General features: G+C 67.9%; 27 protein-coding genes. 13 read left to right on the top strand and 14 right to left on the bottom strand.

Annotation, left to right across the window (positions count from 1 at the left end):
- Window positions 1-2 precede the first annotated feature (2 nt).
- The 4 genes from pcaH to LQV16_RS00240 form a co-directional block, all read right to left on the bottom strand.
- Window positions 3-845, bottom strand: a complete 843-nt coding sequence (gene pcaH, locus LQV16_RS00255) for a protocatechuate 3,4-dioxygenase subunit beta (RefSeq protein WP_229991992.1) — start codon at window positions 843-845, stop codon at window positions 3-5.
- Between the two features lie 95 nt (window positions 846-940).
- Window positions 941-2,929 (bottom strand): sugar phosphate isomerase/epimerase and 4-hydroxyphenylpyruvate domain-containing protein, encoded by a 1,989-nt coding sequence (locus tag LQV16_RS00250; protein ID WP_229991916.1) that lies wholly within the window; start codon window positions 2,927-2,929, stop codon window positions 941-943.
- Window positions 2,929-3,810, bottom strand: coding sequence for a shikimate dehydrogenase (locus LQV16_RS00245; protein WP_229991915.1), 882 nt, complete (start codon window positions 3,808-3,810; stop codon window positions 2,929-2,931). Before LQV16_RS00245 ends, LQV16_RS00250 begins: the two co-directional genes overlap by 1 nt.
- Window positions 3,811-3,970: 160 nt before the next feature.
- Window positions 3,971-4,813, bottom strand: a complete 843-nt coding sequence (locus LQV16_RS00240; RefSeq protein WP_229991914.1) for an IclR family transcriptional regulator — start codon at window positions 4,811-4,813, stop codon at window positions 3,971-3,973.
- Between the two features lie 225 nt (window positions 4,814-5,038).
- Between LQV16_RS00240 and LQV16_RS00235 the strand changes: the two genes are divergently transcribed.
- Complete coding sequence (locus LQV16_RS00235) at window positions 5,039-6,358, top strand: MFS transporter (protein WP_229991913.1); 1,320 nt, start codon at window positions 5,039-5,041, stop codon at window positions 6,356-6,358.
- A gap of 115 nt (window positions 6,359-6,473) precedes the next feature.
- On the opposite strand, the gene LQV16_RS00230 is transcribed toward LQV16_RS00235, so the two are convergent.
- Window positions 6,474-7,559, bottom strand: coding sequence for an ATP-dependent DNA ligase (locus tag LQV16_RS00230; RefSeq protein ID WP_229991912.1), 1,086 nt, complete (start codon window positions 7,557-7,559; stop codon window positions 6,474-6,476).
- 106 nt (window positions 7,560-7,665) lie between these two features.
- Here LQV16_RS00230 and LQV16_RS00225 point away from each other — a divergent pair, with 106 nt between their 5' ends.
- The 3 genes from LQV16_RS00225 to LQV16_RS00215 all read left to right on the top strand — a co-directional run bounded on the left by LQV16_RS00225 (window position 7,666) and on the right by LQV16_RS00215 (window position 10,821).
- On the top strand, window positions 7,666-8,661 hold the full coding sequence (locus LQV16_RS00225; RefSeq protein ID WP_229991911.1) for a TIGR03885 family FMN-dependent LLM class oxidoreductase: 996 nt from the start codon (window positions 7,666-7,668) through the stop codon (window positions 8,659-8,661).
- Window positions 8,658-10,400, top strand: coding sequence for an alpha-amylase family protein (locus LQV16_RS00220; RefSeq protein ID WP_229991910.1), 1,743 nt, complete (start codon window positions 8,658-8,660; stop codon window positions 10,398-10,400). Before LQV16_RS00225 ends, LQV16_RS00220 begins: the two co-directional genes overlap by 4 nt.
- 184 nt (window positions 10,401-10,584) lie before the next feature.
- Window positions 10,585-10,821 carry a hypothetical protein gene (locus tag LQV16_RS00215; RefSeq protein WP_229991909.1) on the top strand — a complete coding sequence of 79 codons (237 nt, stop codon included), beginning with the start codon at window positions 10,585-10,587 and terminating at the stop codon, window positions 10,819-10,821.
- Window positions 10,822-10,824: 3 nt separating this feature from the next.
- On the opposite strand, the gene LQV16_RS00210 is transcribed toward LQV16_RS00215, so the two are convergent.
- From LQV16_RS00210 to LQV16_RS00200, 3 genes are all read right to left on the bottom strand, one after another.
- Window positions 10,825-11,151, bottom strand: coding sequence for a MoaD/ThiS family protein (locus LQV16_RS00210; protein WP_229991908.1), 327 nt, complete (start codon window positions 11,149-11,151; stop codon window positions 10,825-10,827).
- 16 nt (window positions 11,152-11,167) lie between these two features.
- Window positions 11,168-12,292, bottom strand: coding sequence for a sialidase family protein (locus LQV16_RS00205; RefSeq protein ID WP_229991907.1), 1,125 nt, complete (start codon window positions 12,290-12,292; stop codon window positions 11,168-11,170).
- Window positions 12,293-12,359: 67 nt separating this feature from the next.
- A complete protein-coding gene (locus LQV16_RS00200; protein WP_229991906.1) occupies window positions 12,360-12,572 on the bottom strand; it encodes a hypothetical protein in 213 nt (70 codons plus the stop codon).
- Window positions 12,573-12,723: 151 nt separating this feature from the next.
- Here LQV16_RS00200 and LQV16_RS00195 point away from each other — a divergent pair, with 151 nt between their 5' ends.
- The 4 genes from LQV16_RS00195 to LQV16_RS00180 all read left to right on the top strand — a co-directional run bounded on the left by LQV16_RS00195 (window position 12,724) and on the right by LQV16_RS00180 (window position 16,470).
- Window positions 12,724-13,209, top strand: a complete 486-nt coding sequence (locus LQV16_RS00195) for a universal stress protein (protein ID WP_229991905.1) — start codon at window positions 12,724-12,726, stop codon at window positions 13,207-13,209.
- 214 nt (window positions 13,210-13,423) lie between these two features.
- Window positions 13,424-13,801: a metal-sensitive transcriptional regulator gene (locus tag LQV16_RS00190; protein ID WP_229991904.1), complete on the top strand. Its 378-nt coding sequence runs from the start codon at window positions 13,424-13,426 to the stop codon at window positions 13,799-13,801.
- Between the two features lie 67 nt (window positions 13,802-13,868).
- A complete protein-coding gene (locus tag LQV16_RS00185; RefSeq protein ID WP_229991991.1) occupies window positions 13,869-14,099 on the top strand; it encodes a cation transporter in 231 nt (76 codons plus the stop codon).
- A 73-nt stretch (window positions 14,100-14,172) separates the two neighbouring features.
- Complete coding sequence (locus LQV16_RS00180; RefSeq protein WP_229991903.1) at window positions 14,173-16,470, top strand: heavy metal translocating P-type ATPase; 2,298 nt, start codon at window positions 14,173-14,175, stop codon at window positions 16,468-16,470.
- 27 nt (window positions 16,471-16,497) lie between these two features.
- Here LQV16_RS00180 and LQV16_RS00175 read toward each other — a convergent pair whose 3' ends face one another.
- Complete coding sequence (locus LQV16_RS00175; RefSeq protein ID WP_229991902.1) at window positions 16,498-16,770, bottom strand: DUF2277 domain-containing protein; 273 nt, start codon at window positions 16,768-16,770, stop codon at window positions 16,498-16,500.
- Window positions 16,771-16,864: 94 nt separating this feature from the next.
- Window positions 16,865-17,818, bottom strand: coding sequence for an EamA family transporter (locus LQV16_RS00170; RefSeq protein WP_229991990.1), 954 nt, complete (start codon window positions 17,816-17,818; stop codon window positions 16,865-16,867).
- A 215-nt stretch (window positions 17,819-18,033) separates the two neighbouring features.
- Here LQV16_RS00170 and LQV16_RS00165 point away from each other — a divergent pair, with 215 nt between their 5' ends.
- A complete protein-coding gene (locus LQV16_RS00165) occupies window positions 18,034-18,576 on the top strand; it encodes a CGNR zinc finger domain-containing protein (RefSeq protein ID WP_229991901.1) in 543 nt (180 codons plus the stop codon).
- 71 nt (window positions 18,577-18,647) lie between these two features.
- Here the strand turns inward: LQV16_RS00165 and LQV16_RS00160 are convergent, their stop codons facing one another.
- The 3 genes from LQV16_RS00160 to LQV16_RS00150 all read right to left on the bottom strand — a co-directional run bounded on the left by LQV16_RS00160 (window position 18,648) and on the right by LQV16_RS00150 (window position 21,134).
- Window positions 18,648-19,010, bottom strand: coding sequence for a hypothetical protein (locus LQV16_RS00160; protein WP_229991900.1), 363 nt, complete (start codon window positions 19,008-19,010; stop codon window positions 18,648-18,650).
- Window positions 19,011-19,094: 84 nt separating this feature from the next.
- A complete protein-coding gene (locus tag LQV16_RS00155; protein WP_229991899.1) occupies window positions 19,095-19,688 on the bottom strand; it encodes a hypothetical protein in 594 nt (197 codons plus the stop codon).
- A gap of 90 nt (window positions 19,689-19,778) precedes the next feature.
- Window positions 19,779-21,134 (bottom strand): MATE family efflux transporter, encoded by a 1,356-nt coding sequence (locus LQV16_RS00150; protein ID WP_229991898.1) that lies wholly within the window; start codon window positions 21,132-21,134, stop codon window positions 19,779-19,781.
- A gap of 150 nt (window positions 21,135-21,284) precedes the next feature.
- Here LQV16_RS00150 and LQV16_RS00145 point away from each other — a divergent pair, with 150 nt between their 5' ends.
- Both LQV16_RS00145 and LQV16_RS00140 read left to right on the top strand, forming a co-directional pair.
- Window positions 21,285-21,719 carry a DoxX family protein gene (locus LQV16_RS00145; protein WP_229991897.1) on the top strand — a complete coding sequence of 145 codons (435 nt, stop codon included), beginning with the start codon at window positions 21,285-21,287 and terminating at the stop codon, window positions 21,717-21,719.
- 163 nt (window positions 21,720-21,882) lie between these two features.
- Complete coding sequence (locus LQV16_RS00140) at window positions 21,883-22,857, top strand: acyl-CoA thioesterase (protein WP_229991896.1); 975 nt, start codon at window positions 21,883-21,885, stop codon at window positions 22,855-22,857.
- A gap of 6 nt (window positions 22,858-22,863) precedes the next feature.
- Here the strand turns inward: LQV16_RS00140 and dnaB are convergent, their stop codons facing one another.
- Window positions 22,864-24,249, bottom strand: a complete 1,386-nt coding sequence (gene dnaB / locus LQV16_RS00135; RefSeq protein ID WP_091560661.1) for a replicative DNA helicase — start codon at window positions 24,247-24,249, stop codon at window positions 22,864-22,866.
- Window positions 24,250-24,979: 730 nt separating this feature from the next.
- Here dnaB and LQV16_RS00130 point away from each other — a divergent pair.
- On the top strand, window positions 24,980-25,447 hold the full coding sequence (locus tag LQV16_RS00130; RefSeq protein WP_229991895.1) for a hypothetical protein: 468 nt from the start codon (window positions 24,980-24,982) through the stop codon (window positions 25,445-25,447).
- Between the two features lie 3 nt (window positions 25,448-25,450).
- A complete protein-coding gene (locus LQV16_RS00125; protein WP_229991894.1) occupies window positions 25,451-26,023 on the top strand; it encodes a hypothetical protein in 573 nt (190 codons plus the stop codon).
- Window positions 26,024-26,049 lie beyond the last annotated feature (26 nt).

The following is a 26,049-nucleotide window of genomic DNA, read 5'->3' as shown; positions in this document are numbered from 1 at the left end:
TCCTATTCATTCTCGTCGCCTCCTGCGCCCAATGCCTGGTTTTCGGTCCAGGTCCGCTTGGACCCGGTCAGGACAATGTCCCAGTTGTAGGCCAGAGCCCATTCGGGTTTGGTCTGCTCGTGGTTGTAGGTGGCCACGAGCCGGTCGCGGGCGTCCTGGTCCACGATCGACTGGTAGATCGGGTCCAGCGGGAACAGCTGGTCACCGGGGAAGTACATCTGGGTGACGATCCGCTGGGTGAACTCCTGCCCGAACAGGGAGAAGTGGATGTGGGCCGGGCGCCAGGCATTGAGGTGGTTCTTCCACGGGTAGGCGCCGGGCTTGATGGTGGTGAAGCTGTAGGAGCCGTCGGCGCCCGTGATGCAGCGGCCGACGCCGGTGAAGTTGGGGTCCAGCGGTGCCGGGTGCTGGTCCCGCTTGTGGATGTAGCGGCCGGCGGAGTTCGCCTGCCAAATCTCCACAAGCTGGCCGGCCACGGGGCGGCCGTCGCCGTCGAGCACGCGGCCGGAGACCACGATGCGTTCGCCCAGCGGCTCGCCGTTGTGCGCGATGGTCAGGTCCGCTTCCAGCGCGTGGACGTCCATGTGCCCGAACGCCGGCGAGTAGAGTTCGATGGTTTCCGGGTCCGCGTGGTGCAGGTCCTTGGTGGGGTGGCGCAGGACGCTGCTGCGGTACGGCGCGTAGTCGAGCCGCGGCTGGGTTTCGGCCGGGGCTCCGTTTTTGAGGGCCTGCGCGTAGGCCTCGCCGATCGCCTTCATCTCGGCGCTGAGGTCCGCCTGCGACTCAGCGGCGGCGTCGAGCGGCGCATACGTCTTTGGTGCGGCCTCCGTGGCTTCGTCGGACACGTCCTCGGTGATCGGGTCGGCATTGTAGATGTCGAGGTTGATTTCTTCAGGCACAGCAGCCTCCTTTCCTTGGTGTGTTTGTTGTTCGGATGGGGTCAGGAAGTGCGGGTCAGGTGGTGCAGATGGTCGTACTGGACGGCGTGCCGCACCGGGGCGTTCGGGGCGCCGTAGCCGTCGTAGGCGCCGCGGCGTTCCACCATTTCGAAGAACACGCTGCCCACCGTGGCCGTGTAGAAATGCAGGAATTCGCCGTCGGCATCGCGGTCATAGAGCAGGTTGAGCTCGCGGAGCGTGGCCAGGAATTCCGGCTCCAGCTCGAACCGGGCATCGAGGTCCTCGTAGTAGTTCGCCGGGATCCGCAGGAAGTCCAGTCCGCGGTCCCGTGCCGCCCGGGCAGTGGCCACGAGGTCATCCACGGCGAACGCCACGTGCTCCTGGTAGGTGCGGCGGTGGCCGGTCCCGGACGCGCCGGGTTCCGACGCGCCGGTGGGGCCCTCCTGCTGCAGCAGCGGCGCCAGGTTCAGCACCAGGCGGACGCCCCGGTCCTGCGTGAGCATCACCTGGGACCGGACCAGCCCGGTGGGGCTGGCCACCTCGGCGAACGGCTGCGGCTCCAGCGCAAGCGCGCTGGTGTAGAAGAGCACGGCCTCGTCGAAGTGCTGCCACGGCTGGGCGAGGTTGACGTGGTCGATCACGGCGCCCGGGTTGCCGGCCCGATCCTCCGCGGGGACGCCCGGTCCGTCGCCGAATTCCCGGGTCCACGCGGCGGTGCCGTCCGGGCTGCCCTGGCAGAGGAAGATTTCGGTGGAGTCCGGCGCGGCGAAGCCCTGGAAGACTTCCTCATTGGCCTGGCTCTTGCGCGGCACCGCGGGAGCCTTGAGCTGCTGGGCGCGGGCGGCGGCGATGACGGGAGAGTCGACGTCAAAGCCCACGGCAGAAATGGCAACGGAAATGGCAGCGGCGGCGGGAGCCTGCTGGAGGGCAGCACCGGCGGCGGTGGCCGGTTCTTCATTGATGATCACGCGGGCGTGGCCCATGGTCCACAATTGCACGTCCTTGGTCCGATGCCGCCCGTTAAACGCAAACCCCAGCTGGCCGAGCAGGGTTTCCAGGCCGGCGGTGTCCCCTGCGCGGACCTCGGCGAAGTTGAAGCCGGCGGGCTCGGCCACCCGGGGTAGCGTGGCGAGCTCCATGGGGTAGCGGCGCCGGGCCGCGGGGCCGGCCGCCTTGCTGGCCTCCTCGCCTTCGGCGGGGGCCGGGTTTGCCTCTAGCCAGGCGGCGCTTTGCTCTTCGAGCCAGATCAGCGACCGCATGGCATCGACGGCGGTGCGTTCGACGTCGGACTGGCGGAAGACGTCGTTGAACACCTCCAGCGACACCGGCCCGGTGTAGCCGGCGCGGACCACGTGGCCCATGAACTTGGCGAGCTCGAACTGGCCCTCACCCGGAAACACCCGGTAGTGCCGGCTCCAGGACAGCACGTCCATGGACAGCTTGGGGGCATCGGCGACCTGCACGAAGAAGATCTTCTCCGGGTTGAAGGCCTCGATCGGCGCGGTGTCCCAGTCCCGGGAGAGGATGTGGAAGGAGTCCAGGCAGGTGCCCAGGTTGGGGTGGTCCACCATGTCGACCAGCCGGTGGGCGTCCTCGTAGTCGTTGACGTACTTGCCCCAGGCGAGGGCCTCATAGGCGACCTTGACGCCGTGTTCACCCGCGAGGTGCGCGAGCCGGGAGAGCTGGGTTGCCCGGAGATCGTCGTCGTCGATCGTGGCCGTGCCGACGTTGGAACAGAGCAGCATGGTGTCCATGCCCAGGCGGGACATGAGCCTGAACTTGGCATCCGCGCGGCGAAGGTTGGCGGCGAGCAAGTCCTCGGGAACACTGTCGAAGTCGCGGAAGGGCTGGTAGAGGTCCAGGTTCAGGCCGAGGTCGGCGGCCAGTTTCCGGACGTCCTCCGGGCTCAGCGGGGACGTCACGAGGTCCTGTTCGAAGATTTCGATCCCGTCGAAGCCGGCCACGGCGCAGGCCTGCATTTTTTCCCGCAGGGTGCCGGCGAGGCAGACGGTGGCGATTCCGGTGCGCATCAGGCGGCCACTTCTTCCGCGGCCACAAGTTCCAGGAAGTGGGAGCGCATGCGGTCGGCATCGGCCTGGCGCCCGGTGAAGATCCGGAAGGCGTCCGCCGCCTGGCCCACGGCCATCCGGCCGCCGTCGAGCACATCGCAGCCCTTGGCGCGCGCCTCGCGGACAAGCTCGGTTTCGATCGGCCGGTACACGATGTCGGCCACCCAGTGCCGGGACTCCACGAGGGACATGTCCAGCGGAACGCCCGGGTGGGCGGCCATGCCCACGGGGGTGCAGTGCACCAGGCCGTCGGCCTGCGGCATGAGCTGCGGGAGCTCCGCCGTCGTCCGGGCAGTGACGGTCCGGTCCGGGAAGAATCCGGCGAGCTCGGCCGCCCGGGCGGCGCAGCGCGCCGCGTCGGTGTCCACGAGGTCCAGTTCGCGGACTCCCGCAGTGAGCAAGGCGTAGGCGACGGCGGAACCGGCGCCGCCGGCGCCCAGCTGCACCACGCGGTCCAGGGTGGCGCCGGGGAGCCCGGAGGCCAGCGCCGCCGCGAAGCCGGAAAAGTCGGTGTTGTAGCCAATGAAGCGGCCCTCGCGGATGACCACGGTGTTGACGGCGCCGAGGCGCCGGGCGTCTGCGGAGACTTCGTCGAGGTAGTCGAGCACGAGCTGCTTGCAGGGGTGCGTGATGTTCAATCCGTTGAACCCGAGGCTCCGGGCGCCGGCGAGCAGCTCCCCCACGGCCTGGCCGGGCAGGCCGAGTTCGGTGAGGTCGATGGGGCGGTAGAGGTACCGGAGGCCCTGCACGTCGCCTTCGCGTTCGTGCATGTAGGGCGTGAGGGAGGGCATGACGCCGTCTCCCACGAGGCCCACGAGGAAGGACTCTGCTCGATTGCTCATCCGGTTAGCTCCTTTGACAACGGCACTCGGCGGGCTGGGACGCTTGCGGCATCTCCGGCGGCCCGGGTGACAGGGATTACATTACAGACTTTGTTCACATGTTGCACTGTTGTTCGAATGACGAACTTATTGTTACGGCGGTGGCTCCGGCGTCGGGCCGTCACCGCTGGGGCAGCCGGGCCGACAGCTCGGCGGCCGCCGCCTGAAGCAACGGCACAAGGGCCACCAGGGACTCCATGCTGAGGCGGAACACCGGAACTGCCGTGGCAAGGGAGGCGAAGGCGTGCCCCTGGGCGTTGAAGACCGGGACGGCGACGGCGCGCATGCCGAGCTCGTTTTCCTCGTCCATGGTCGCGTAGCCCTGGCGCCGGACCTGCTCGATTTCCGCCCGGAAAGCCTCGCGGTCGGTGATGGAGAGCGCCGTCAGCGGTTCCAGGGGCAGCTCGTCGACGAGCTGGACGCGGGTGGCGTCATCGGCGAACGCCACCAGCGCCTTGCCCACCGAGGTGGTGTGCAGGGCCCCGAGATGCCCGGGGTCGCTCGTGACCCGGAAGGTCTGCGGGCCGTCCACCTTGTTCACCGTCAGGTGGTGGAGGCCGTCGCGCACGGAGAGGATGGTCGCCTCGCCCGTTTCCTCGGTGACCCGCCGCAGGATGGGCAGGGCCGTACCCGCGAAGCCGTGATGGTTGGAAACGCGCTGGCCGAGCTGGAACACCCGCAGCCCCAGGTGGTAGCGGCGGCCGTCCGGCTCATAGTCCACGAAGCCGTCCCGCGTCAGGGACCCGAGCAGGCGGTAGGTGGTGCTGAACGGCAGATCCGCCCGGCGGGAAATGTCCGCGGCACTGGCGCCGCGCGGCTCGTCGCCCAGGAGGACCAGCAGGCCCAGCGCCTTGCCCACCATGTCCGTCCTCGAGTCCTCCCTGGCGGCTTTGGCCGGCTTTGCAGGGGCTTCCCCGGGATACCCGGAAGCGGCGGGCGTATCTGTGGCTTGATTCACACTCATGTACTGATATTCCCACATAGTGAGAGCTATTTCTAGATGGTGATTATTTTTCTTGACAAGTGACTGTGCTCACAGTCATGATTGCTATATCGCAAAAGTAGCTTCCACCATGTGGCTACTAATCCTGGTCTTTCCACGGACCTCCGGCTGCACCACACTTAAGCAAGCGGCAGTCGAGACCTTCCTGATCCATCCGCGACAACGTCGTCACACCAAAGGAACACCATGAGCCACACTGTCCCGTCCACGACGCCGGGTACCGTCACAGGAGGGACGCCGAAGAAGGCGGCCCTTGCCAGCTTCCTGGGCAGCGCCGTCGAGTATTACGACTTCTTCATCTTCGGTTCCGCAGCGGCACTGATCTTCCCGCACGTTTTCTTCCCCGATGCGGACACCAATGCGGCCATCATGTCCTTCGCGACCTTCGGCTTCGCCTACGTGGCCCGTCCGGTCGGCGCGGTCATCCTCGGCCACTTCGGCGACAGGATTGGACGCCGGAAGGTCCTCATGTTCACGCTGCTGCTGATGGGTGCCGCCACTTTCGTTATCGGCTGTCTCCCGGACTTCGACACGGTCGGCTGGTGGGCCCCGGCACTTCTGGTGCTGGCACGGCTCTGCCAGGGCCTGTCCGCAGCCGGCGAGCAGGCCGGCGCCTCCTCCATGACGCTCGAGCACGCCCCGGACAACCGCCGCTCGTTCTTCACCTCCTGGACCCTGACCGGAACCCAGGGCGGCCAGATCCTCGCCGCCCTCGTGTTCATCCCCGTACTGGCCCTGCCCGATGAGATCAAATACACCATCGGCTGGCGCATCCCGTTCTGGCTCAGCGCCGTGGTTGTGCTGATCGCGTTCTTCATCCGCCGCACCCTGCACGAGCCCCCGGCGTTCGAGGAAGCCCAGAAGACCAAGCAGATCTCCAAGCTCCCGGTGGCCGACCTCCTCAAGGACCACTGGCGCGATGTCCTCCGCGTCATCGCCTGCGCCTTCATCGCCGCCGTGTCCACCGTCTTCGGCACCCTGGCCATCAGCTACGCCAAGAACGTCGCCGGCGTGGACGGCACCACCACCCTCTGGCTCGTGGTGGGCGCCAACTTCATGGCCCTGGGCACCCAGCCGCTGTTCGGCATGCTCGCGGACAAGATCGGCCGCAAACCGGTCTTCATCTATGGCGCACTGTCCAGCGCGGTCCTGACCCCGGTCTTCCTGCTGAGCCTCGAATCCGGCAGTGTCCCTCTGATGTTCCTCGCGGCAATCGGGTTCTTCTCGTTCGGCTACGCTGCGGCCAACGCGGTCTGGCCCTCCTTCTACGCCGAGATGTTCACCACCAACGTCCGCTTCTCCGGCCTCGCGATCGGTACGCAGCTTGGCTTCCTGATGGCCGGTTTCGCCCCGGCGATCGTCGCGGCCATGGGCGGCATCCAGTCCGGCGGCTGGGTCCAGATCAGCATCTTCACCGGCATCATCTGCCTGATCGCCACCGTCGCGGCACTGACGGCCAAGGAGACGTTCAAGGTCCCCACCCGGGAGCTCGGCCAGCAGCACTAGGTTCCCGCCCGGCGCTCGGCCGGCAGTTCCGCACCGCACGACGGCGGCCCGTCCCTTTGGGGGCGGGCCGCGTCGTTAAAGGCGCTATTGCGTCGTCTCAGGTTAGGTTTGGGCCTTAGCGTACGGCGCCCAGCACCGCGGCGAGATCGAACTTCACCGGCTCCTCCAGCTGGTCATAGGTGCAGGAGTGCGGATCCCGGTCCGGACGCCAGCGCACGAACTGGGCAGTGTGTCGGAACCGTTCGCCCTCCATGTGGTCGTACTTCACTTCCACCACGCGCTCGGGCCGGAGCGGGGTGAAGGACAGGTCCTTGCCGCCGCTCCACCGGCTTCCCTGGGCATTCCGCGGGGTCCGCGCCCCCTCCTCCTGCCGGGCCCAGGCCCAGGGGTGGTCCTCGAAACCGGTGACCAGCTCCTGCAGCTCGGCAAACAGCTCCTGGCGCCGTGCCATCGGGAAGGCGCCCACCACGCCGACATTCGCCAGCACCCCGGCGTCGTCGTAGAGCCCCAGCAACAGCGAGCCGATCCGGTCCGGACCGGAGGTGTGCACGCGGTATCCGGCGAGCACGCAGTCCGCCGTCCGCTCATGCTTGACCTTGACCATCGCGCGCTTGTCCGGCTGGTAGGTGCCCTCCAGCGTCTTGGCCACGATGCCGTCAAGTCCGGCGCCCTCGAACTGCCGGAACCAGCGCTGCGCCGTGTCCCGGTCGGAAGTCGCGGCCGTCAGGTGGACCGGGGCCGCGCTGGCCGCGAGTGCGCGTTCGAGCTCCCGCCGGCGCTCGGCGAAGGGTTTTCCGGTGAGGTCCTCGTCGCCGAGGGCGAGCAGGTCGAACGCCACGAAACGCGCCGGGGTCTGTCCCGCGAGCAGCTTCACCCGGCTGGCGGCCGGATGGATGCGCTGCTGGAGCGCATCGAAGTCGAGCCGGTCCCCCGAGGCCGCCACCAGGATGATCTCGCCGTCCACCACGCAGCGTTCCGGCAGCTCCGTCTTCAGCGCCTCGACGAGCTCGGGGAAGTAGCGCGTCATCGGCTTGCCGTTCCGGCTGCCGATCTCCACCTCGTCGCCGTCGCGGAAGATGATGGAGCGGAACCCGTCCCACTTCGGTTCAAAGAGCCAGCCCTTTCCAGTGTCCGGCACCGGCAGGGCAGGGAGTGCTTTGGCCAGCATGGGCGCAATGGGTGGCATCAACGGCAGTCGCATAGCGCCCATTCTTGCGCCGCGGACCCGGCACCGCCAGCCCCGCCGCAGGGCTTTCCCCAACGAGGGTTTCCTCGACACGGCCCCGCCCCCACGGTAGACATGGGTGATGGCTACCATTGGGTTCCACGCCTCGCATGAACAGATCAGCCCCGGCCGCCTCCTCAAGGACGTGCAGCTGGCCGAGCAGGCCGGCTTCGATGCCGCGATGTGCTCGGACCATATTGAGCCGTGGTCCGCCCGGCAGGGCCACTCCGGCTTCGCCTGGTCCTGGCTCGGGGCCGCGCTGGCCACCACCGGGCTGCGTTTCGGGGTGGTGACGGCGCCCGGGCAGCGCTACCACCCGGCGATCATCGCGCACGCCTCGGCCACCTTGGCGGACATGTTTCCCGGCCGCTTCTGGATGGCGCCGGGCAGCGGTGAGTACATGAACGAGCACGTCACCGGCGAGCACTGGCCGCAGAAGGAGACGCGGCAGCGCCGGCTGGAGGAGTGCGTCGACATCATCCGCCGGCTCCACGCCGGCGACGTGGTCACGCACCACGGCCTCGTCACGGTGGAGCAAGCCCGGATCTGGGACGTCCCGGAGACCAAGCCGCCGCTCATTGCCCCGGCCGTGAGCGTGAAAACAGCGCGCCGGGCGGCGGCCTGGGCGGACGGACTCGTCACCGTGAACCAGCCGCCGGAAAAGCTGAAGGACATGCTGGCGGCCTACCGGGACGCCGGTGGCCGCGGGAACGCTGCCCTCCAGGTCCACCTGTCCTGGGCACCGACAGAGGCCGAGGCCGTCGCGATCGCTATGGAGCAGTGGCGCACCAACGTCTTTGCGCCGCCGATTCCCTGGGACCTGCCCACGGCGGCCCATTTCGACGGCGTCAGCGCCGGTGTCCAGGAGGACCAGGTGCGGGCGGCCGTCAACGTTTCCGCCGATGCCGGGCAGCACGCCCAATGGCTCGCGTCCTATCTGGACCTCGGATTCGACGAGCTGTACCTGCACTTCGTGGGCCAGGAGCAGGCTCCGTTTATCGACGTCTTCGCCGAACACGTCCTCCCCCAGCTCCGCCCGGCCGGACAAGCCCTGACCGGACCGGACGGTGCGCTGTGAGAATCGCCGAAACCTCTGACCTCTGGTGGAAAAACGCGGTGATCTACTGCCTGGACCCGGAGACTTTCTTCGACGGCGACGGCGACGGCACCGGAGACTTCGGCGGGCTGATCCAGCGCGTTGACTATCTTGCCGCGCTCGGAATTACCTGCATCTGGCTCATGCCCTTCTACCCCTCCCCGGACCGGGACGACGGCTACGATGTCACCGACATGTACGGCGTGGACCCCCGGCTGGGGAGCCCGGGGGACCTGGTGGAATTCATCCGCACCGCCAACGATCGCGGCATCCGGGTGATCGCGGACTTTGTCATCAACCACACCTCCGACCGGCACCCGTGGTTCGTCCAGGCCCGGAAGTCCGTGGACAACCCGTACCGCGACTACTACGTCTGGCGGAAGGACACGCCGCCGGACACCTCGGACCAGGTGGTGTTTCCCGGCGAGGAGACCTCCATCTGGACCCAGGACAAGGCCACCGGTGAGTGGTATCTGCACATGTTCGCCAAACACCAGCCGGACTTGAACGTGATGAATTCCAAGGTGCGGGACGAGATCGCGAAGTCCATGGGATTCTGGCTGCAGCTGGGCCTGGACGGCTTCCGGCTGGATGCGGTGCCCTTCTTTCTGGAGTTGCTCGGCGAGCCCAAGGACGAGGCCGCGAGAATCGATCCGCACCAATACCTGAGCGCCCTGCGCAGCTTCCTCAACCGCCGCCAGGGCAGTGCCGTGCTGCTCGGCGAGGTCAATCTCCCGTACAAGGAACAGCTGAAGTACTTCGGCGGCCCGGCCGGCAACGAGCTGAACATGCAGTTTGATTTTCTCTCGATGCAGAACATGTACCTGTCACTGGCCCGGCAGGACGCCCGGCCGCTGGCCCGGACGCTGAGCAGCCGTCCGAAAATCAATCCTGACAACCAATGGGCCATGTTCGTCCGGAACCACGATGAACTCACGCTGGACAAACTCAGCGATGCCGAACGCGACGAGGTCTTCGCAGCCTTCGGCCCAGATCCCGACATGCAGATGTACGGCCGCGGACTGCGGCGGCGGCTGCCCACCATGCTCGGCGGCGACCCGGCCAGGATCCGCATGGTCTACTCCCTGATGTTCTCGCTGCCGGGCACCCCGGTGCTCTTCTACGGCGAAGAGATCGGGATGGGCGAGGACCTGCGGGCGAAGGGCCGCTCGGCCGTCCGCTCCCCCATGCAGTGGGACAACACCACGAACGGCGGCTTCTCGACCGCCCCGTCCGGGGACCTCGTGGCCCAGCCGGTGGAGGGACCCTTCGGCCCGGCACATATCAACGCCGCGGCCGCGAAACGGGATCCCGATTCGCTGTGGAACTTCGTCGCGACGCTGATCCAGCGCTACCGGGAATGTCCCGAGCTCGGCTGGGGCAGGTTCGAACTCATCAAGCAGGGCTCGCCGGCGGTGCTGCTGCAGCGCTGCACGTGGGACGGTTCCACGGTGATTGTCGCCCACAACTTCGGCGCGGAGTCGGTGTCCGTGACGGGCGCGATGGCGGCGGCATCGCCGCAGGAGGGCGAGGAAAGCGGGCCAGCGGGTCCGGACGCGACGGGCGGCGAGGTGCGGTCGTACGCCGGGGCCGTGCTCCGGGACCTGCTCGGCGGCGAGGACATCCCGCTCTCCGACGACGGCGCCTTCGAGCTTCCGCTGGACCGCTACGGATACCGGTGGTTCCGGGTCCAGCGCCCGGGGGAACGACAACTCCCCTGAGCGCGCCCGCCGGCAGTGCGGCGGCCGGCAAACTAAGGGGGCCGGCGAAAAAGAGGGCCGGTAACCGCCGCGCCGTCGAAAACTAACCGGCCCCTTACCGTGCTGAAACGCGGACGCAACATTGGCGCAGGACACTGGAAGTGCCGGCAAGAGCAGGCACCAGCTCCAGTCAGGAGGCCCCGCCATGTTGAAGGAAGCCAAAGCCCATGTAACCCGTATCCGCACCCTCGACCAGCTGCACCGCGGCGATGAGATCGAGGCCCGCCTGAGCGTGGGCCCGAACTACGACGACGTCGTGATCCGCCGCGGCAGCGTCCAGGAAACGGCCCCCGGAATCGGCGTCGTCTGGATCATGGACCGCCAATCGGGCATGCGCAAGGCCATCAACGCGGACGAATGCACCGTCTGGCGGGTCGCCTGAGGCTCAGCCTCCCGCCACTGACTGGATGATGAGGACTTCCTGGCCTGGTGCCACGGCAGTCACCAGGCCCTGCAGCCGCCGGATTTCATTCCCGTTGACGTATATATTCACGTAACGGCGGACAGCTCCGGTCTCGTCCCGCAACCGCCGCGACAACGCCGGATAGTCCCCGGTCACCGCATCCAGCAACCGCTCCACCGTCACCGCCGCCTCCGCGGGCGTAGTCAGGATGGACTGCCCGCCAGCGAGCGGCTGGAGCACGCTGGGCAGGACCACACTGATCGCGGACTCGGCCGGCATGGAGTCGCCGTCGACCATGGCGCCGTTCATGCGCTTGTTCGTCCCCTCACGGCTGCGCCGGCACCAAAGCCGCGGAAACCACGGCCGCCCGCACGCACAGCACGTCCGGCAGGTGCGAGGCGATTTCGGTGAAGTGTTCGCCCTCGTCGGCGCTGGCGTAGACACTGCCACCCCGCGTCCCGAAGTAGACGCCCGTGGGCTCCGCGCCGTCCACGCTGGCAGCATCGCGCAGCACTGCGTTGTACTCGGCATCCGGGAGCCCGGCGTCGAGCCGTTTCCAGCTGGCGCCGGCGTCATCCGTCCGGTGCACGGCCAACTTCCCGTCCGGCGGAATCCGTTCGCCGTCAGCCTTCAGCGGGATCACCCACGCCGTACCGGCCCGGCGCGGATGCGTCAGCATCACAAAACCGAAGTCCGCCGGCAGCCCCTCGGCGATCGACTCCCACGATTCGGCGTCGTCGTCGCTGCGGTACACGCCGTGGTGGTTTTGCGCGTACAGCCGGCCGTCGACGGCGGCGTCGGCCGCGATCTTGTGGACGCACTGGCCGAATTCCGGGTTGGGGTCTGGCATGAAGTAGGCGGAAATCCCCTTGTTGCGCGGCTCCCAGGAGGTGCCGCCGTCGAGCGAGCGGTAGACCCCTCCCGTGCTCATGGCAACGTGGACTTTCTCGCCCGTGGGGTCAACGACGATCGAGTGCGCCGCGGCGCCGCCATAACCTGCGCCCCATTCGCTGCGGTGCGGATGGTCCCAGAGGCCGCGGTTGAGCTCGAAATGCTCGCCGCCGTCGGTCGATTTCCAGACGGAGATCGGTTCACATCCTGCCCACACGACGCCCGGGCGGGAGTCGGCGTCCGGGTGGATCTGCCAGATCCGTTCCAAGGCGGCCTCGGTGCCGTCGGGGAACGTGATGGCGCCGTTTTCGGGTTCGCTCCAAGTTCCGCCCAGGTCATCGGAGTGAAAAACCGTGGGACCCCAGTGCTCGGAGCGGACCCCCACCAGGATCCGGGTCCTGCCATCGCGGGTATCGATGCCGATGCTGGGCACCTCACTCATCAGAAAATGCGGCCCGGACAAGGACCAGTGCCTCCGGTCCGGGCTGGTCGCCAGCCAAAGGCCCTTCTTGGTCCCGATCGCCAGGACATAACTCTCTGCAGTAGCCATGCGTCCCATGCAACCATCCCCGCCGGAAGGCCGCAATGGTTTTCTCCCGGCGCCGACGGGGGTACCGTGGCGCGTGTCAGTCGACGAACTCCGACTGCGTCTCGATGAAGTCCCAGTCCGCAGCCGTCAAAACTGCGGCGCCGCCGGCGGACGATTCAGCGGGACTGGGGCCGCCGGCGGCGGCTATCCCCCGCTGCACGGCCTCGGGCAGTTCGACGGTCCGGAGATTTTCCCGAAGCCATTCTTTGCTCGCCAAATCCAGATCCAACCACCACATGTAGATCTCCACGGCGGCCACCTCCTCCTGTGTTCTTCAACCGTAGGCCCCGTCCCCGGGCTGTTCAAGGGATTCCCCGGCAAACTGCGCCAGCGCCGTCCCGAGCTGCGGGAACGGGAAGTAAGCCCCTGTTCAGGGCGGCACCCCGGCGCCAGAATGAAGTATGTCTGACGACTCCGCCGACGGCCCGGCGCCCCTCGTGGTGGGCGTGGTTCCGGGGCAGCATCCCGAGGTGCTGCAGCTGGCGGCATCCCTTGCGAAGACCCTGGCCGCGCCCATGATCTGCGCCTACGTGGATGAGGCAAGCTACCTCGTGGAGTGGGATCCGGCGCGGTCCGCGCACCGCCTGTCGCTGCATCCGGACGCGGACGACGCCCGGATCCGGGAGACCACCCAGGAGTTGCGTTCGGCCATTGAGGCACACTGCGCAGGCCTGGGGATCGACTGGACACTGCGCACCCTGGCCGGGGACCCCGCCCGGGCGATCGGCAGGCTGGCCGCGGACGCCAACGCGCGCATGATTGTGGTGGGGACCCCCGAACGCGGCATCGGCCACCGCATTTCCGCTGCGCTCAACGGCTCTGTGGCGGCATGGCTGAGCCACCATCAGGAACGTCCGATCCTCATCGTTCCGGCGGGTAGAAAATAAAGCGAAAGTACTTATTCGGAGTGCTGGTGTTATCCCACTACCGCCAAGTAAGCTCGATGTGTAGGCGGGACGAACCGCCTACCCTATAGCTGCTCCGGAGTGCGTATCCCCCAATAACGCACTCCGGAGCTCTTTAATTTGCGCAACGTTCCAGATTCCCCGCAAGCCCGCGCGCAGGCTTGAAACATACCCCTAGGGGGTATATGTTGGGGGCATGAGCGAGTCAGAAGTCCCCGGCACGGCGCGCCCGGACCCGTCGAGCTTGGACCCGTTGAGCTTGGACACAGCGCCCCACGAGCAGCACGGCTACACGGCCAACAAGGATGCCTACCTTCGCCGGCTCAAGCGGATCGAAGGGCAGGTCCGCGGCATCGCCCGGATGGTTGACGAGGACAAGTACTGCATCGACATCCTCACTCAGGTCGCCGCCGTCACCAAGGCCCTGCACGCGGTGAGCCTGGGGCTCGTCGAGGAGCACATCGGGCACTGCGTTGTCGGCGCCGCCGCCGAGCCGGATCCGGAGCTTCGGGCCGAGGCCATCGATTTCAAAGTCAAGGAAGCCACCGATGCAATCGGACGCCTCCTGCGCTAGGACCTGCATCACCCACCACACCACCGGGCCGGGGAACCACCACCTGCCCAGCGACAAGGAGCACGCCATGGCCACCGTTTCCACCACCGTCAACGTTTCCGGCATGACCTGCGGCCACTGCGTGTCCTCCGTCAGCGAAGAACTTGAGGCGCTCTCCGGCGTCGAAAAGGTCGACGTCGATCTCAAGGCCGGGGGCATCTCCACCGTCACGATCACCTCCAGCGAGACACTGTCGTCCTCCGAGATCGGCGAGGCCGTCGCCGAGGCCGGCTACCTCATGGTCGCCAGCGAAGCCTGAGTGACGTTCGCGCCGGCGGACGGCAGACGCCGGCCAACGGCAGACAGGGCATCGACGGGAAAAGAAGGACGCCGTGAGCAGCGAGCAGTTGTTGGACCAGGCCGGAAGCCGGGTCATTGACCTCGATATCGAGGGCATGACCTGCGCCTCCTGCGTCAACCGGGTCGAGCGCAGGCTCGGAAAGCTCGACGGCGTCGAGGCCAGCGTCAACCTGCCCCTCGAGTCCGCCCGTGTCAGCGTCCCGGCGGACATTACCGACGACCAAATCACCGCCACGGTCGCGGCCGCTGGCTACAAGGCCACGATCCGGTCCCCCAAGTATCCGGGCACACCGGTTGAGCCCGCAGAACTCCCGGCCACCACCGGGGTTCCGACTGGCTCAGCCGCACCCTCACTCCGCCCGCGGCTCGCCGCGGCAGCCGCGCTCACCGTGCCGGTGTTCGCGATCTCGATGATCCCGGCGCTGCAGTTCCCGAACTGGGGCTGGACAGCCGCCGTCCTTGCCCTGCCGGTGGTCACCTGGGCGGCGTGGCCGTTTCACCGCGCCGCGGCAGCAAACGCCCGGCACCTGGCCTCGACCATGGACACCCTGGTATCAATCGGCGTGATTGCTGCCTACGCGTTCTCGGCCGGCCAGCTCCTAGCCGACCCGCGCATGACCGCACACCCGGCAGCGGAGGGCATGAGCTCCGGCGGCCTGTATTTCGAGGTCGCATCCGTGGTCACCACGTTCCTGCTCCTTGGCCGCTACCTCGAGGCCAATGCCAAACGGAAGGCCGGCGACGCCCTCAGGGCCCTGCTGGACCTGGGGGCAAAGGACGCGACGATCCTGCGCCACGGCACCGAGCACAAGATCCCGGCCGACCAGCTGGCCGTCGGAGATGTGATGGTGGTCCGCCCCGGCGAGAAGATCGCCACCGACGGCGTGGTCATCGACGGCTCCTCGGCCGTGGACGCCTCCCTTGTGACCGGCGAATCCGTACCGGTGGAAGTTGGCCCGGACAGCCAAGTCACCGGGGCCACCATCAACACCTCCGGCCGGCTGCTGGTCCGCGCCACCCGCGTCGGGTCCGAAACCACGCTGGCCCAAATGGGGCGCCTCGTCTCTGCGGCGCAGACCGGAAAAGCACCCATCGCCCGGCTCGCAGACCGCATCAGCGCCGTCTTCGTACCGGTCGTCCTGGCCATCGCCGCCCTCACCTTCGGGGCCTGGCTGATGGCGGCCGCACCGGCCATGGGCCCCGACGAGGTCCGGGCCGCCTTCACCGCCGCCGTCGCTGTGCTGGTCATCGCCTGCCCCTGCGCCCTGGGGCTGGCCACACCGGTGGGGCTGCTCACGGGAACCGGCCGCGGCGCCCAGCTCGGCATCCTGATCAAGGGGCCGCAGGTCCTCGAGGACACCCGGACGGTGGACACGATCCTGCTGGACAAGACCGGAACCGTCACCACCGGCCGGCTCGCCGTGGACGGCATCCACAGCTTCGGACCGCACAGCGAAGCCGAGGTCCTGCGCCTCGCGGGGGCAGTGGAAAACGCCTCCGAGCACCCGATCGCCCGGGCCATCGCCGCTGCGGCTTTGGCCGCGGAGGGCTTGAACAACGACGGCGCCGGCCACCCCGCCGTCGCCGGCTTCCGTTCCGCGCCCGGCGGCGGCGTCCAGGGCACCGTGGACGGACGGCGGGTAACCGCGGGGCGCACCGGCTGGCTGCTGGAGCTCGGCATCGCCCCGGCCCCGGCGCAGCGGGAGGCGCTGGGCACTGCCGAAGACTCGGGCGCCACGGCCATCTGGGTTGCCGTTGACGGCGAACCCGCCGGCATCATCCGCCTGCGGGACACCCTCAAGCCCGGCTCCGCAGCCGCGGTCGCCCGGTTCCGGGAACTCGGGCTCCGGCCGATCCTGCTGACCGGTGACAACGCCGCCGTGGCCGCGCAGGTGGCGGCCGCCGTCGGGATCAGCCCGGACGACGTCTTCGCGGGTGTACTCCCGGAGGGCAAGGTCGACGCCGTGCGGAAGCTGCAAGCGGCGGGCGCCACTGTGGCGATGGCCGGGGACGGCGTCAACGACGCCGCGGCGCTAGCGCAGGCGGACCTGGGCATCGCTATGGGCTCCGGCACCGACGTCGCCATCGAGGCCGCCGATCTGACGGTGATGGGCAACGACCTCGGGCAGGTGGCGCAGGCGATCGAGCTCTCCCGCCGGACGCTGGGCACCATCAAGACGAACCTTTTCTGGGCGTTCTTCTACAACGCCGTGGGCATTCCGGTGGCAGCCCTGGGCCTGCTCAACCCGATGATCGCCGGCGCCGCAATGGCCGCCAGTTCGGTGCTGGTGGTGGCCAACTCGCTGCGGCTGCGCAGCTTCGGCCGCTAAGCCGGTCCCGCCCCTGGCGCCACTGCCTCAGGCCGCGCCGTAGCGGACGGCAGCGCGGGCTTTGGCCTTGGCGGCTTCCTCCCCGCGGTCCTTTGCGGGGGCGTGGGTCACGAGGGAGTCGAGCAGGTGCTGCGTCGCGTGGGCAACCTCATGCACAGCCCGGTTGAAGGCCTCTTCGTTGGCTTTGGACGGCTTCGTGCTGCCACTGATCTTGCGCACGTATTGCAGCGCTGCGGCCTCCACCTCGGCGGTGGTCGCGTGGGGCTCAAAATTGTGGAGGGTCCGGATGTTTCGGCACATATCTCCATGCTAGGTGCCTTCGGGCCCGGGAACGAGGACCCCGGCGTGAATGCTGGCACCCGGCAGGCACCTGAGAGGTAACGCTGGTGGTGGCTTACGGCACGGGCTCGCAGTCGTTCGCGTGATCCAGTGCTGCCGCACCGGTGCCGGCCGGTGCCCGGAGCTCGTCCAGACGGACCAGGACCACGCCCCCGACGATCAGGAGCCCGCCCAGGAGCTGGATGGGTCCGGGCAGTTCGCCCAGCAGCAGCCACGCCCAGATGACGGCGAACAGCACTTCGGTGAGCGAGACAAAGGACGCGACTTTCGACCCGAGCGCCCGCGCGGCGACAATTCCGGACACGTACGCCACCACCGTGGCCAGGACGACGAGGCCGCCCAGCGCCACCCACCACGGGGTGACCCAGGGTCCCAGGCGGGTGTCGGCGGTGCTGAAGGCCATCGGCAGCAGCCCGGTTGCCGCGGTCAGCCACATGACAATGGCGCCCACCATGAGCCCGCCGGAGGCCAGGACGATGGGCGGGAGGGTGTCGTTTTCCTTGGCGGTGATGAAGAAGTAGATGGCGAGGCAGACGGCGGCCGCGATCCCCCACAGCACGCCGATGAAGTCGACCTTCACGGCTCCCGTGAGGTCCAGGACCAGGACCAGCCCGCCGAGGGACAGGAGCGTGCCGGCAATGGTCAGTGGCCGCGGCCGTTTTCGGCTGACGGCCCACAGCCAGAGCACGATCAGGACCGGCGCGAGGTACTCCAGCAGCAGGGCGACGCCGACCGAGAGCCGGGACACTGCGTTGAAGTAAAACAGCTGGCATGCCGCGACGCCGATGAATCCAAACAGCACGACGGTCAGCCAGTTGTCCCGGAGCTGGTGCCACCGCCCGCGCAGGGCGGGAATGGCGGGGATGGCCAGAATCAGGGCCGCGCCCGTGAGCCGGGCCGTGACGGCCGCGCCGGGTGTCCAGCCCGTTTCCAGGAGCGCCTTGGCGAATGATCCGGAGAGCCCGAACACCGCGGACGAAAACAGGGCGACGCCCAGGCCGGAGGCCATGAAGCCTGATGCCGCTCCGGTCCGATTGGCAGCCTGTGTGGCACCCTGGCTCGCGCCCTGCGCGGCGCTGCCCGGTTCGGAGGCAGGCCGCTGGGCGGCAAGGTCTCGTACCGGGGCGGCGACGGGGCGTTGGGGGGCAGACACGGCAATCTCCTGTCAGGAGTAAAATAGGGTTATGCTCATGACATTACGCCCGGACAAGGTAAGGAGTCAAGATGGTTTTTGCCCCTGACACGGAAGTTGCCCTGCGTTCTGTGGTCAACCTCATCAACACGGCGGCCAACGGTGAGGAACATCTGGCCACCGCCAAGGATCTGGACGACTTCCTGGAGGCCGAGGGCTTCACCGGTTCCCGGACCCGGGATGAGGCCGAGCTGGCAAGCGTGCGGTACCTGCGCGGCGAGCTCGCCGAGCTCTGGCTGGCGGACGAGGCCACTGCCGCCGAGACCGTGAACCGGTTGCTCCGGGAGGCCAGGGCGCTGCCCCAGCTGGTCAAGCATGTTCCGTGGGACTGGCACTTGCACGCCACCACCCCGGAGGCTCCGCTGGCCGACCGGATGAGTACGGAGGCGGCCATGGCGATCGTTGACGTGATCCGCAGCAAGGAAATGGACCGCCTGCTGGTGTGCGCCGCGGACGACTGCGACGCCGTCGTGCTGGATCTGAGCCGCAACCGCTCGAAGCGCTACTGCGACACGGGCAACTGTGCCAACCGCGCCCACGTGGCCGCGTACCGGGCCCGGAAAGCCGCGTCCTGACGGCGACGGCCGCGGGCCGTGGCCTTCTGTTAAAACTGCGCCGTCAGGCCTGCGCTGTGAGGCCTGCGGTGTTAGGCCTGCGGGCCGCCATCACGGGAATCGCCGGGGCCGGCCTCGGGGCGGGGCCGCGCTGACGGGCCGCCGTGGCCGGAGGACGGGTGCTTGGAACTGAGGTTGACGCCGGAGCCCTTGCCCAGGTCCTCGGGGTTGTCCTTGTGGCTCATCGCGAGCATGGCGGCCACCACCAGGATCACAATGAAGGCGATCCCGGCGCCGATGAACGCGAGGTCGAACCGGGGTGAGCGGGCGCTGCCGCCCGAGGCGAAGATCAGGACGCCAAAGAACATCACCACGGCCCAGAACGCGGAGAACATGAGCGGCCCCTTGACCGAGTTCCGCAGGCTGCGGGGCGCTCCGGGTTTCTGCTGTGCCAAGGTGTTTTCCTCCTGCAGCCCGCGCAGGGAAGCGTGGCTGTCTTGTTACCGCAATTGTTCTACGCCGGGTAGAACCTGTCGGTACTAGTTTACGGCCTCCGCGGAATCGCCCGGAGCATCATGCCGCAGGGTCAGGCCGGACAGCATCCACAGGACGCCGCTGATGATGGCCCCGCCGCCCGCAACGCCGAGGAGTGCGTGCGGGCCGAGGCCGATGAAGAACGGCAGCGCGATCGCGGTGCCCAGCCCGATCACGCCGGAGGCGATCCAGTCGCGGGCCAGTACGGACCGGCCGCGGGCGAGAATGCCCGCGGACAGTTCCGCGGCGCCGGCCACGCCCAGGCCAAGGGCCGCGATCGTTCCGAAGACGAGTGGGGCGGGGATCAGGGCCACGGCCGCGCCGGCTCCAGCCAGGGCTGCTCCGCCGGCGGAGAGGATCCTGCCGGCGCCTTCCCGGGGGCGGAACCCGGTCTTGGGCAGGCCCCAGATCATGACCACACCGGTGGCCAGCAGGTAGAGGCCGCCGGCCCAGCCCATGCCGGCCTCGGACGGCGCGGCCCAGAACACGGTCACGGCACCAAACACGAGCGCAACGGCCGCCCTGAGAAGCACGGGCTTCCAGAGGTCGGCCGCGGCGCGGATGGCAGGGGTCGCGTCAGGCGCTGCGGGAAGAGTCACCCGTCCAGTTTAGTGCGAAGCCGCCACTGCCCGCGCGTCTGCTGGCCGGGCCGGCTCAGTGCGCCCGCCCGCGGTTCCTGCTCAGCGCACTCAGCGCGCGCCGAGGACCATCCACTTCTCCGTCCGGGCCCGGAGGCCAAGCGTCAGCGCCCGCGCCGCCATGTAGCCCAGGGAGAAGGCGGCCCACAGCCAGAGCAATCCCGCGCCGGCGCCGGCGCCGGAATACCCGACGGCCAGCAGCAGCGGCAGGTAGGCCGCGAGATTGACGACGCCGGCGATCGCCAGATAGCGGGCGTCGCCCGCGCCGATGAGGACGCCGTCGAGGACAAAGACGTAACCGGCCAGCGGCTGCCCGGCGGCGAGCACCCAAAGGGCGAGGGTCAGCGCCGCCCGGACGTCGGCGTCGGACGTGAAGAGGGCGCCTGCCCATGGCGCCGCGGCAGCCAGGAGGATCCCGGTCAGTGCGCCGAAGCCGAGCCCCCACCGCGTCATGGTGCGCGTCAGCGCGCGTGCCGCCACCGGCCGGGCCGCACCGAGTTCCTTGCCGATCAGGGCCTGGGCGGCGATCGCGAGGGCGTCCAGCGCGAAGGCGAAGAACGTGAAGATGGTCATGGCCAGTTGGTGCGCGGCGAGATTGACGGGACCCTGGGCGGTGACCACCACCACCGTGGCGAGAATCGCGATGCGAAGGCTGAGCGTGCGCAGCATCAGCCAGGAGCCCACCCTGGTCAGGGCCCGGATGCCGCGCCAGTCCGGCCGCAGGGACACCCCGTTGTTGCGGGCGTTGCGCCGGACGATCAGCACATAGACGGTTGCCATGGCCCACTGCGCGATGCTCGTGCCCACGGCCGAGCCGGTCACGGACCAGCCCATCCCGTAGACGAGGACCAGGTTCAGCGCGATGTTCAGTGTGAAACCGGCGGCGGCGACGATCAGCGGGGTCCGGGTGTCCTGGAGTCCGCGCAGCACCCCGGTGCCCGCGAAGATGAGCAGCATCGCCACGAGGCCCGGCATGGACCCGCGCAGGTAGTCCACGGCAAACCCATGCACCTCACCGCGGGCGCCCATCAGGTCCAGGAGCGGCCCGGCGGCCAGGAACCCGGCGGCCGCCAGGACGAATCCCAGCAGGAGCGCCAGCCAGACGCCGTCGCGTCCAACGGCGAGGGCTTTCGCCAGCTGGCCGTTGCCGATGGCCCGCGCCACGGCCGGCGTCGTGGAGTATGCCAGGAACACCATGAGTCCAACTGCCGTGTGAAGGACCGCCGATGCCAGCCCCACGCCGGCCAGCTCGGCCACGCCGAGATGGCCCACAATTGCCGAATCCGCGAGCAGGAACAACGGCTCGGCGATCAGCGCGCCGAAGGCCGGCACGGCCAGGCGCAGGATTTCCCGCCGGTGCCCTGTAGCCGGCGGCAGGGTCGTGGACAGCGGCGGGGAAGGATGCACGGCTTAACCCTAGCCGGGCACAAGAATAGCCACAGAACGTCATTTGGTTGACATTTCAAGTAAATGACGGAACCATAAGAGTTGAACATACAACTTTTGCGCTGCTGCGGCCCGCCCGCCGCAGCACCCAGACTCTAGAAAAGGCACGTAATGAACCAGCCCGCACTGACCACCTCCGCCCGGACCATCCTGCGCGTCATCACGGGCTTCCTGTTCGCCGCCCACGGCTGGCAGAAGTTCAACGAATTCACCATCGCCGGCACCCAGGCGGCTTTCTCCCAGATGGGCGTCCCGGCAGCCCAGGCGGTGGCCCCCTTCGTCGCCACCCTCGAACTCGTCGGCGGGGTCGCACTGATCCTGGGCGTCCTCACCCGGGTCTTCGCCGCCCTCCTTGCGCTGGACATGCTCGGCGCCCTGTTCCTGGTCCACGCCTCCGCCGGCGTCTTTGTCGCCACCGGCGGCTACGAGCTGGTCCTGATCCTGGCCGCCGCCGCCCTGGCCGTGGCCCTTGTCGGCGCGGGCAAGCTCTCCGCTGACCGGGCCCTCTTCGGCCGCAGCAACTCGAAGCTCAGCGTCCTCGCCTAAGGCTTCGCCAAAGGCAATCAGCGAACGACGGCGGGCAGTCACCCTTGGTGACTGCCCGCCGTCGTTCGTGCCACCGCCTGACACTGTCCCGGTTATGGCGTCCCGGACAGCGATTGTGTCGCCTGCCGGCGGCTCCTGCCGGGCCTTTCAGTAAACTCGCAGCATGAGCGAGAACGCGCCCAATTCCGTGACCCTGCGCTTCCTGGCGGCCCCCACCGATGTCGGCCACAGTGGCTCGGTCGACGCCGGCACCGTGCTCGAGTGGGTGGACAAGGCGGCCTATGCCGCCGCCGTCGGCTGGGCAAAGTCGTACTGCGTGACGGCCTACGTGGGAAACATCCACTTCGCGGACCCGGTCAACAGCGGCGACATGGTGGAGGTCGAGGCCACGATCGTGTACACCGGGCGCTCTTCGATGCATATCCGCACCGTGGTGTCCTCAGGGGACCCCAAGGGCGGAGCTGCCACCATGCGCAGCCAGTGCATCGTGATCTTCGTGGCAGTGGGCGCAGACGGCAAGCCCATCCCGGTGCCTCAGTTTGAACCCGTGACGCCGGAAGAAATCGAGCAGCGGGACGACGCTCTGGCCCGGATCAAGGTCCGCGAGGACATCGTCCAGGCCATGAGCGGACAGGAATATACCGACGCCGGCACGGCCGAGCGGGTGGTGCTGCGGTTCATGGCGGCGCCCACGGACGTGAACTGGGGCGGCAAGGTCCACGGCGGCATCGTCATGAAGTGGATCGACGAGGCCGCTTACGTCTGCGCGTCCCGCTACTGCGGGAAGGATACCGTGGCCGTGTTCTCCGGCGGCGTGCGGTTCTACCGGCCGCTGCTGATCGGCCACGTCGTGGAGGTCGAGGCCCGGCTGGTCTACACCGGCACCAAGGGCATGCACATCGCTGTCCATGTCCGGTCCGGAGATCCCAAGGGGCGCGAGCTGAACCTCACCACCTACTGCCTGACAGTCATGGTCGCCCGCGACGAGACCGGCACCTCGGTCCCGATTCCGCAGTGGGTACCGGTGTCCGGGGAAGACGTCCGGCTCCACGCCCATGCCCGCGAACTGCTGGAAATCCGCGGCCGGGCGCCGGGAAACCGGCTGCCCAACCACCTGCTCGCGGCAGGCGGGGCCTAGGGCCGGCTAGAAGCCGCCGCCACCGCCGGCGTCGGCCGCCATGTTGGCAAACCGCGAGTAGTGGCCCTGGAAGGCCACCACAATGTCCTTTGTGGGGCCGTTACGGTGCTTGGCGATCAGGATGTCCGCCTCGCCGGCGCGGGGGGACTCCTTGTCATAGACGTCTTCGCGGTGCAGCAGGATCACCATGTCGGCATCCTGCTCGATTGAGCCGGATTCGCGCAGGTCCGAGACCATGGGCCGCTTGTCCTGGCGCTGCTCGGAGCCACGGTTCAGCTGCGACAGCGCGATCACCGGCACCTGGAGTTCCTTGGCCAGGAGCTTGAGGGCGCGGGAGAACTCGGAGACTTCCTGCTGGCGGGATTCCACCTTCTTGCCCGAGCTCATGAGCTGCAGGTAGTCCAGGATCACGAGCTTGAGATCATGCTGCTGCTTCAGGCGCCGGCATTTGGCCCGGATTTCCATCAGCGACATGTTGGGGCTGTCATCGATGAACAGCGGGGCATCGTTCATGCGGCCCATGGTGGTGGCGATCTTGGACCACTGCTCGTCTTTGATGGTGCCCTTGCGGAGGTCCTGGAGACCAATGGTTGCCTCGGCGGACAGCAGGCGCATGGCGATCTCGTTGCGGCCCATTTCGAGGGAAAACATGACGGTTGCGAGGTTGTTCTTGATGGCTGCCGAGCGGGCGAAGTCCAGCGCGAACGTGGATTTGCCGACTGCCGGGCGGGCGGCGATAACGATCATCTGGCCCGGATGCAGGCCGTGGGTCAGTTCGTCGAGCTCATAGAAGCCGGTGGGGACGCCCACCATGCCCTCGCCCCGGTGGCCCGAGGCCTCGATCTCGTCAACGGTGGATTCCATGACGTCCTTGAGGACCACATAGTCCTCGGCGGTCCGGCGTTCGGCGACGGCGTAGACCTCGGCCTGGGCCTGGTTGACCAGGTCTTCGACCTCGCCGTCCTGTCCGTAGCCGAGCTGGACAATCTTGGTGCCGGCATTGACGAGGCGGCGCAGGACCGCGCGTTCGCCCACGATTTCGGCGTAATAACCGGCGTTCGCGGCCGTGGGGACGGTCTGGATGAGTTCGTGCAGGTAGGCGGGGCCGCCGATCCTGTTGATTTCGCCGCGCTTGGTCAGCTCGTCCGAGACCGTCACGGCGTCAGCCGGTTCGCCCCGGCCGTAGAGGTCGATGATGGCCTCGTAAATGGTTTCGTGGGCCGGACGGTAGAAGTCCTGGCCACGCAGGATCTCGACGACGTCGGCGATGGCGTCCTTGGACAGCATCATGCCGCCCAGGACTGACTGCTCCGCGGGGATGTCCTGCGGGGGCTTGCGGCTGCCCTCGCCTCCCCGCGTACCCTCGACTGAGTCCAGATGCGTAACTGACAAAACTGCCGTCCTTCATTGTGTGCCGTGGCGGATATCCGTTCGCCGCAGCGCGTGTGCCCAGTGCCTTAATGCCCTGCGCCTTAATGCCCTGTGCCTTGATGCCCAACAGCCGTGATGCCCAACTGCTGTGATGCCCGATGCTGTGATGCTGTGATGCCCAGCGGCAAAGCCCGGCACATGCCGGCCGCTCAATTCTTATCAGTCAGCTCCGACAGTTCGCGCCGATCCGACACCGCCGTTATCCACAGCGTTGGTGCGGCTTGTGTGCCACCGGGATCCGGGGGCTGGGCCCCGGTTGACATCACCTGGCTACCGCAGGATTTCCGCTTCCCAGGCCCGATATCCTGCAACGTTATCCGCCGATCGGTCAGGCACCAACCCGGCAGCCCCGCTCCCCTGTGGATAACCTGTGTACTAGTGCCAGATGCTTGTGCACAGTCTGTGGGTAGAGCTGTGGATAGAAAGAAATTTAAGCCCGAAATCCGTACTTGACCTGCGGAAACATTGGATTCATCTTGTGGACACAAAACATTTTTCGCCAAGCTTCATCCACAGCCTGCACCTTGCAGCTGGGGATAGACTGCGGCGCCGGAGGCCACATTTGCCGCCCAATGTGCACATTTTGTGACCGGACTCATGCCGCCGCACCGAATTGACGCCAGCCGCGGCGCACTGTACGCGCGGTGCGGAACATGCTGTGGATAACCGCAATCTGGCATAAGCTCTAAACATGGGCGATGTACTGATAGTCATGTTGCCTGCCCTCATTCTGGCGGCGGTGCTGTGGGCGGTGACCACAGCCCTGAAGCCGCGGAATTTCGGCATCTCCGACGCCGAGCGCTATCAGCGGGAACTGGCGGTAAAGTCCCTGGCCCACTACGCGGCACAGGTCCAGGCTGCCGAGGCTGCCCGCGCCCGGGTTGAAGCCACCACGCGCCCCAGCCAGAACTCCCAGCAGCAGACGCAGCAGGCCGACAACGCCCGCTCCGCCCTGCTGGCCAAGATCGGCTCCGCCCCCTCGCGGAGCCGCCACGGCCACGAGGACGCCCTGCTCGCCGTCGGACACCTGAGTCCCCAACTCCTCCTGCAACTCCAGTCACTGGCCCGCGACGGCCAGAAGACGAAGGCCGCCCGGCTCCTGCGGCAGTCGACCCACTCGGACTTCAAGACCGCAAAGAATTACGTAGAACGGCTGTAGCACATGGACTCCCTGCTCATTCCCGTACTGATCCTGGTGCTCGTGGCCGCCGGCGTGCTGATCGCGGTCCGCGCCTGGAGCCGCCGCGGCGAACGCTCCAGGCCGGCACCCATGCCACAGCAGGACCCCGGCTCGGCGGAGCTGGCGCGTGCGGCGGCCGCCAGGCTCACCCAGGAGCAGCACCGGCGGCTATACGCTCTGATCGCGCAGGGGCAGGCGATGGCCGCCATCAAGGTGTACCTCGAGGCCACAGGCGAGGGCCTGCGGGCGTCGCGCGACGCCGTCGCGGCGCTGGCGGCGCACCCCCAGCCGTTCCGCGCCCCGGAGCCCGCGCCGGAGGACGTTCCGGACGAGGACGACGTGCCGCAGCGGTTCGCGTACCGCTACCGCGCGATCGCCAGCAAGGGTGATGTCACGCGCGAGGTGAGCAGCAACATGCTCAATGATGAGATCTACGGGAGGATCCGCACCCTGGCCAAGAGCGGCGATACCGAGGCCGCAGCGACAGCCCTGACCCGCCACTCGGATATTTCCATGAAGCAGGCCAGGGAATTTATTGCGTTGCTGGGCGACTGAGCGCCATAGGGCCCTGGCCCCGTTCA

The sequence above is a fragment of the Arthrobacter sp. Bi26 genome (assembly GCF_918697925.1).
GTDB lineage: Bacteria > Actinomycetota > Actinomycetes > Actinomycetales > Micrococcaceae > Arthrobacter.
Note: the sequence above shows the minus strand (reverse complement) of the source record. Positions and strands in the feature narration are given on the sequence as shown.

Coding starts and splice junctions, on each gene's coding strand:
- LQV16_RS00250 (WP_229991916.1), bottom strand. CDS start 2,929: ATGCGCACCGGAATCGCCACCGTCTGCCTCGCCGGCACCCTGCGGGAA.
- LQV16_RS00245 (WP_229991915.1), bottom strand. CDS start 3,810: ATGAGCAATCGAGCAGAGTCCTTCCTCGTGGGCCTCGTGGGAGACGGC.
- LQV16_RS00240 (WP_229991914.1), bottom strand. CDS start 4,813: ATGAGTGTGAATCAAGCCACAGATACGCCCGCCGCTTCCGGGTATCCC.
- LQV16_RS00235 (WP_229991913.1), top strand. CDS start 5,039: ATGAGCCACACTGTCCCGTCCACGACGCCGGGTACCGTCACAGGAGGG.
- LQV16_RS00230 (WP_229991912.1), bottom strand. CDS start 7,559: ATGCGACTGCCGTTGATGCCACCCATTGCGCCCATGCTGGCCAAAGCA.
- LQV16_RS00225 (WP_229991911.1), top strand. CDS start 7,666: ATGGCTACCATTGGGTTCCACGCCTCGCATGAACAGATCAGCCCCGGC.
- LQV16_RS00215 (WP_229991909.1), top strand. CDS start 10,585: ATGTTGAAGGAAGCCAAAGCCCATGTAACCCGTATCCGCACCCTCGAC.
- LQV16_RS00210 (WP_229991908.1), bottom strand. CDS start 11,151: ATGAACGGCGCCATGGTCGACGGCGACTCCATGCCGGCCGAGTCCGCG.
- LQV16_RS00205 (WP_229991907.1), bottom strand. CDS start 12,292: ATGGGACGCATGGCTACTGCAGAGAGTTATGTCCTGGCGATCGGGACC.
- LQV16_RS00195 (WP_229991905.1), top strand. CDS start 12,724: ATGTCTGACGACTCCGCCGACGGCCCGGCGCCCCTCGTGGTGGGCGTG.
- LQV16_RS00190 (WP_229991904.1), top strand. CDS start 13,424: ATGAGCGAGTCAGAAGTCCCCGGCACGGCGCGCCCGGACCCGTCGAGC.
- LQV16_RS00185 (WP_229991991.1), top strand. CDS start 13,869: ATGGCCACCGTTTCCACCACCGTCAACGTTTCCGGCATGACCTGCGGC.
- LQV16_RS00175 (WP_229991902.1), bottom strand. CDS start 16,770: ATGTGCCGAAACATCCGGACCCTCCACAATTTTGAGCCCCACGCGACC.
- LQV16_RS00170 (WP_229991990.1), bottom strand. CDS start 17,818: ATGGCCTCCGGCCTGGGCGTCGCCCTGTTTTCGTCCGCGGTGTTCGGG.
- LQV16_RS00165 (WP_229991901.1), top strand. CDS start 18,034: ATGGTTTTTGCCCCTGACACGGAAGTTGCCCTGCGTTCTGTGGTCAAC.
- LQV16_RS00145 (WP_229991897.1), top strand. CDS start 21,285: ATGAACCAGCCCGCACTGACCACCTCCGCCCGGACCATCCTGCGCGTC.
- LQV16_RS00140 (WP_229991896.1), top strand. CDS start 21,883: ATGAGCGAGAACGCGCCCAATTCCGTGACCCTGCGCTTCCTGGCGGCC.
- LQV16_RS00130 (WP_229991895.1), top strand. CDS start 24,980: ATGGGCGATGTACTGATAGTCATGTTGCCTGCCCTCATTCTGGCGGCG.
- LQV16_RS00125 (WP_229991894.1), top strand. CDS start 25,451: ATGGACTCCCTGCTCATTCCCGTACTGATCCTGGTGCTCGTGGCCGCC.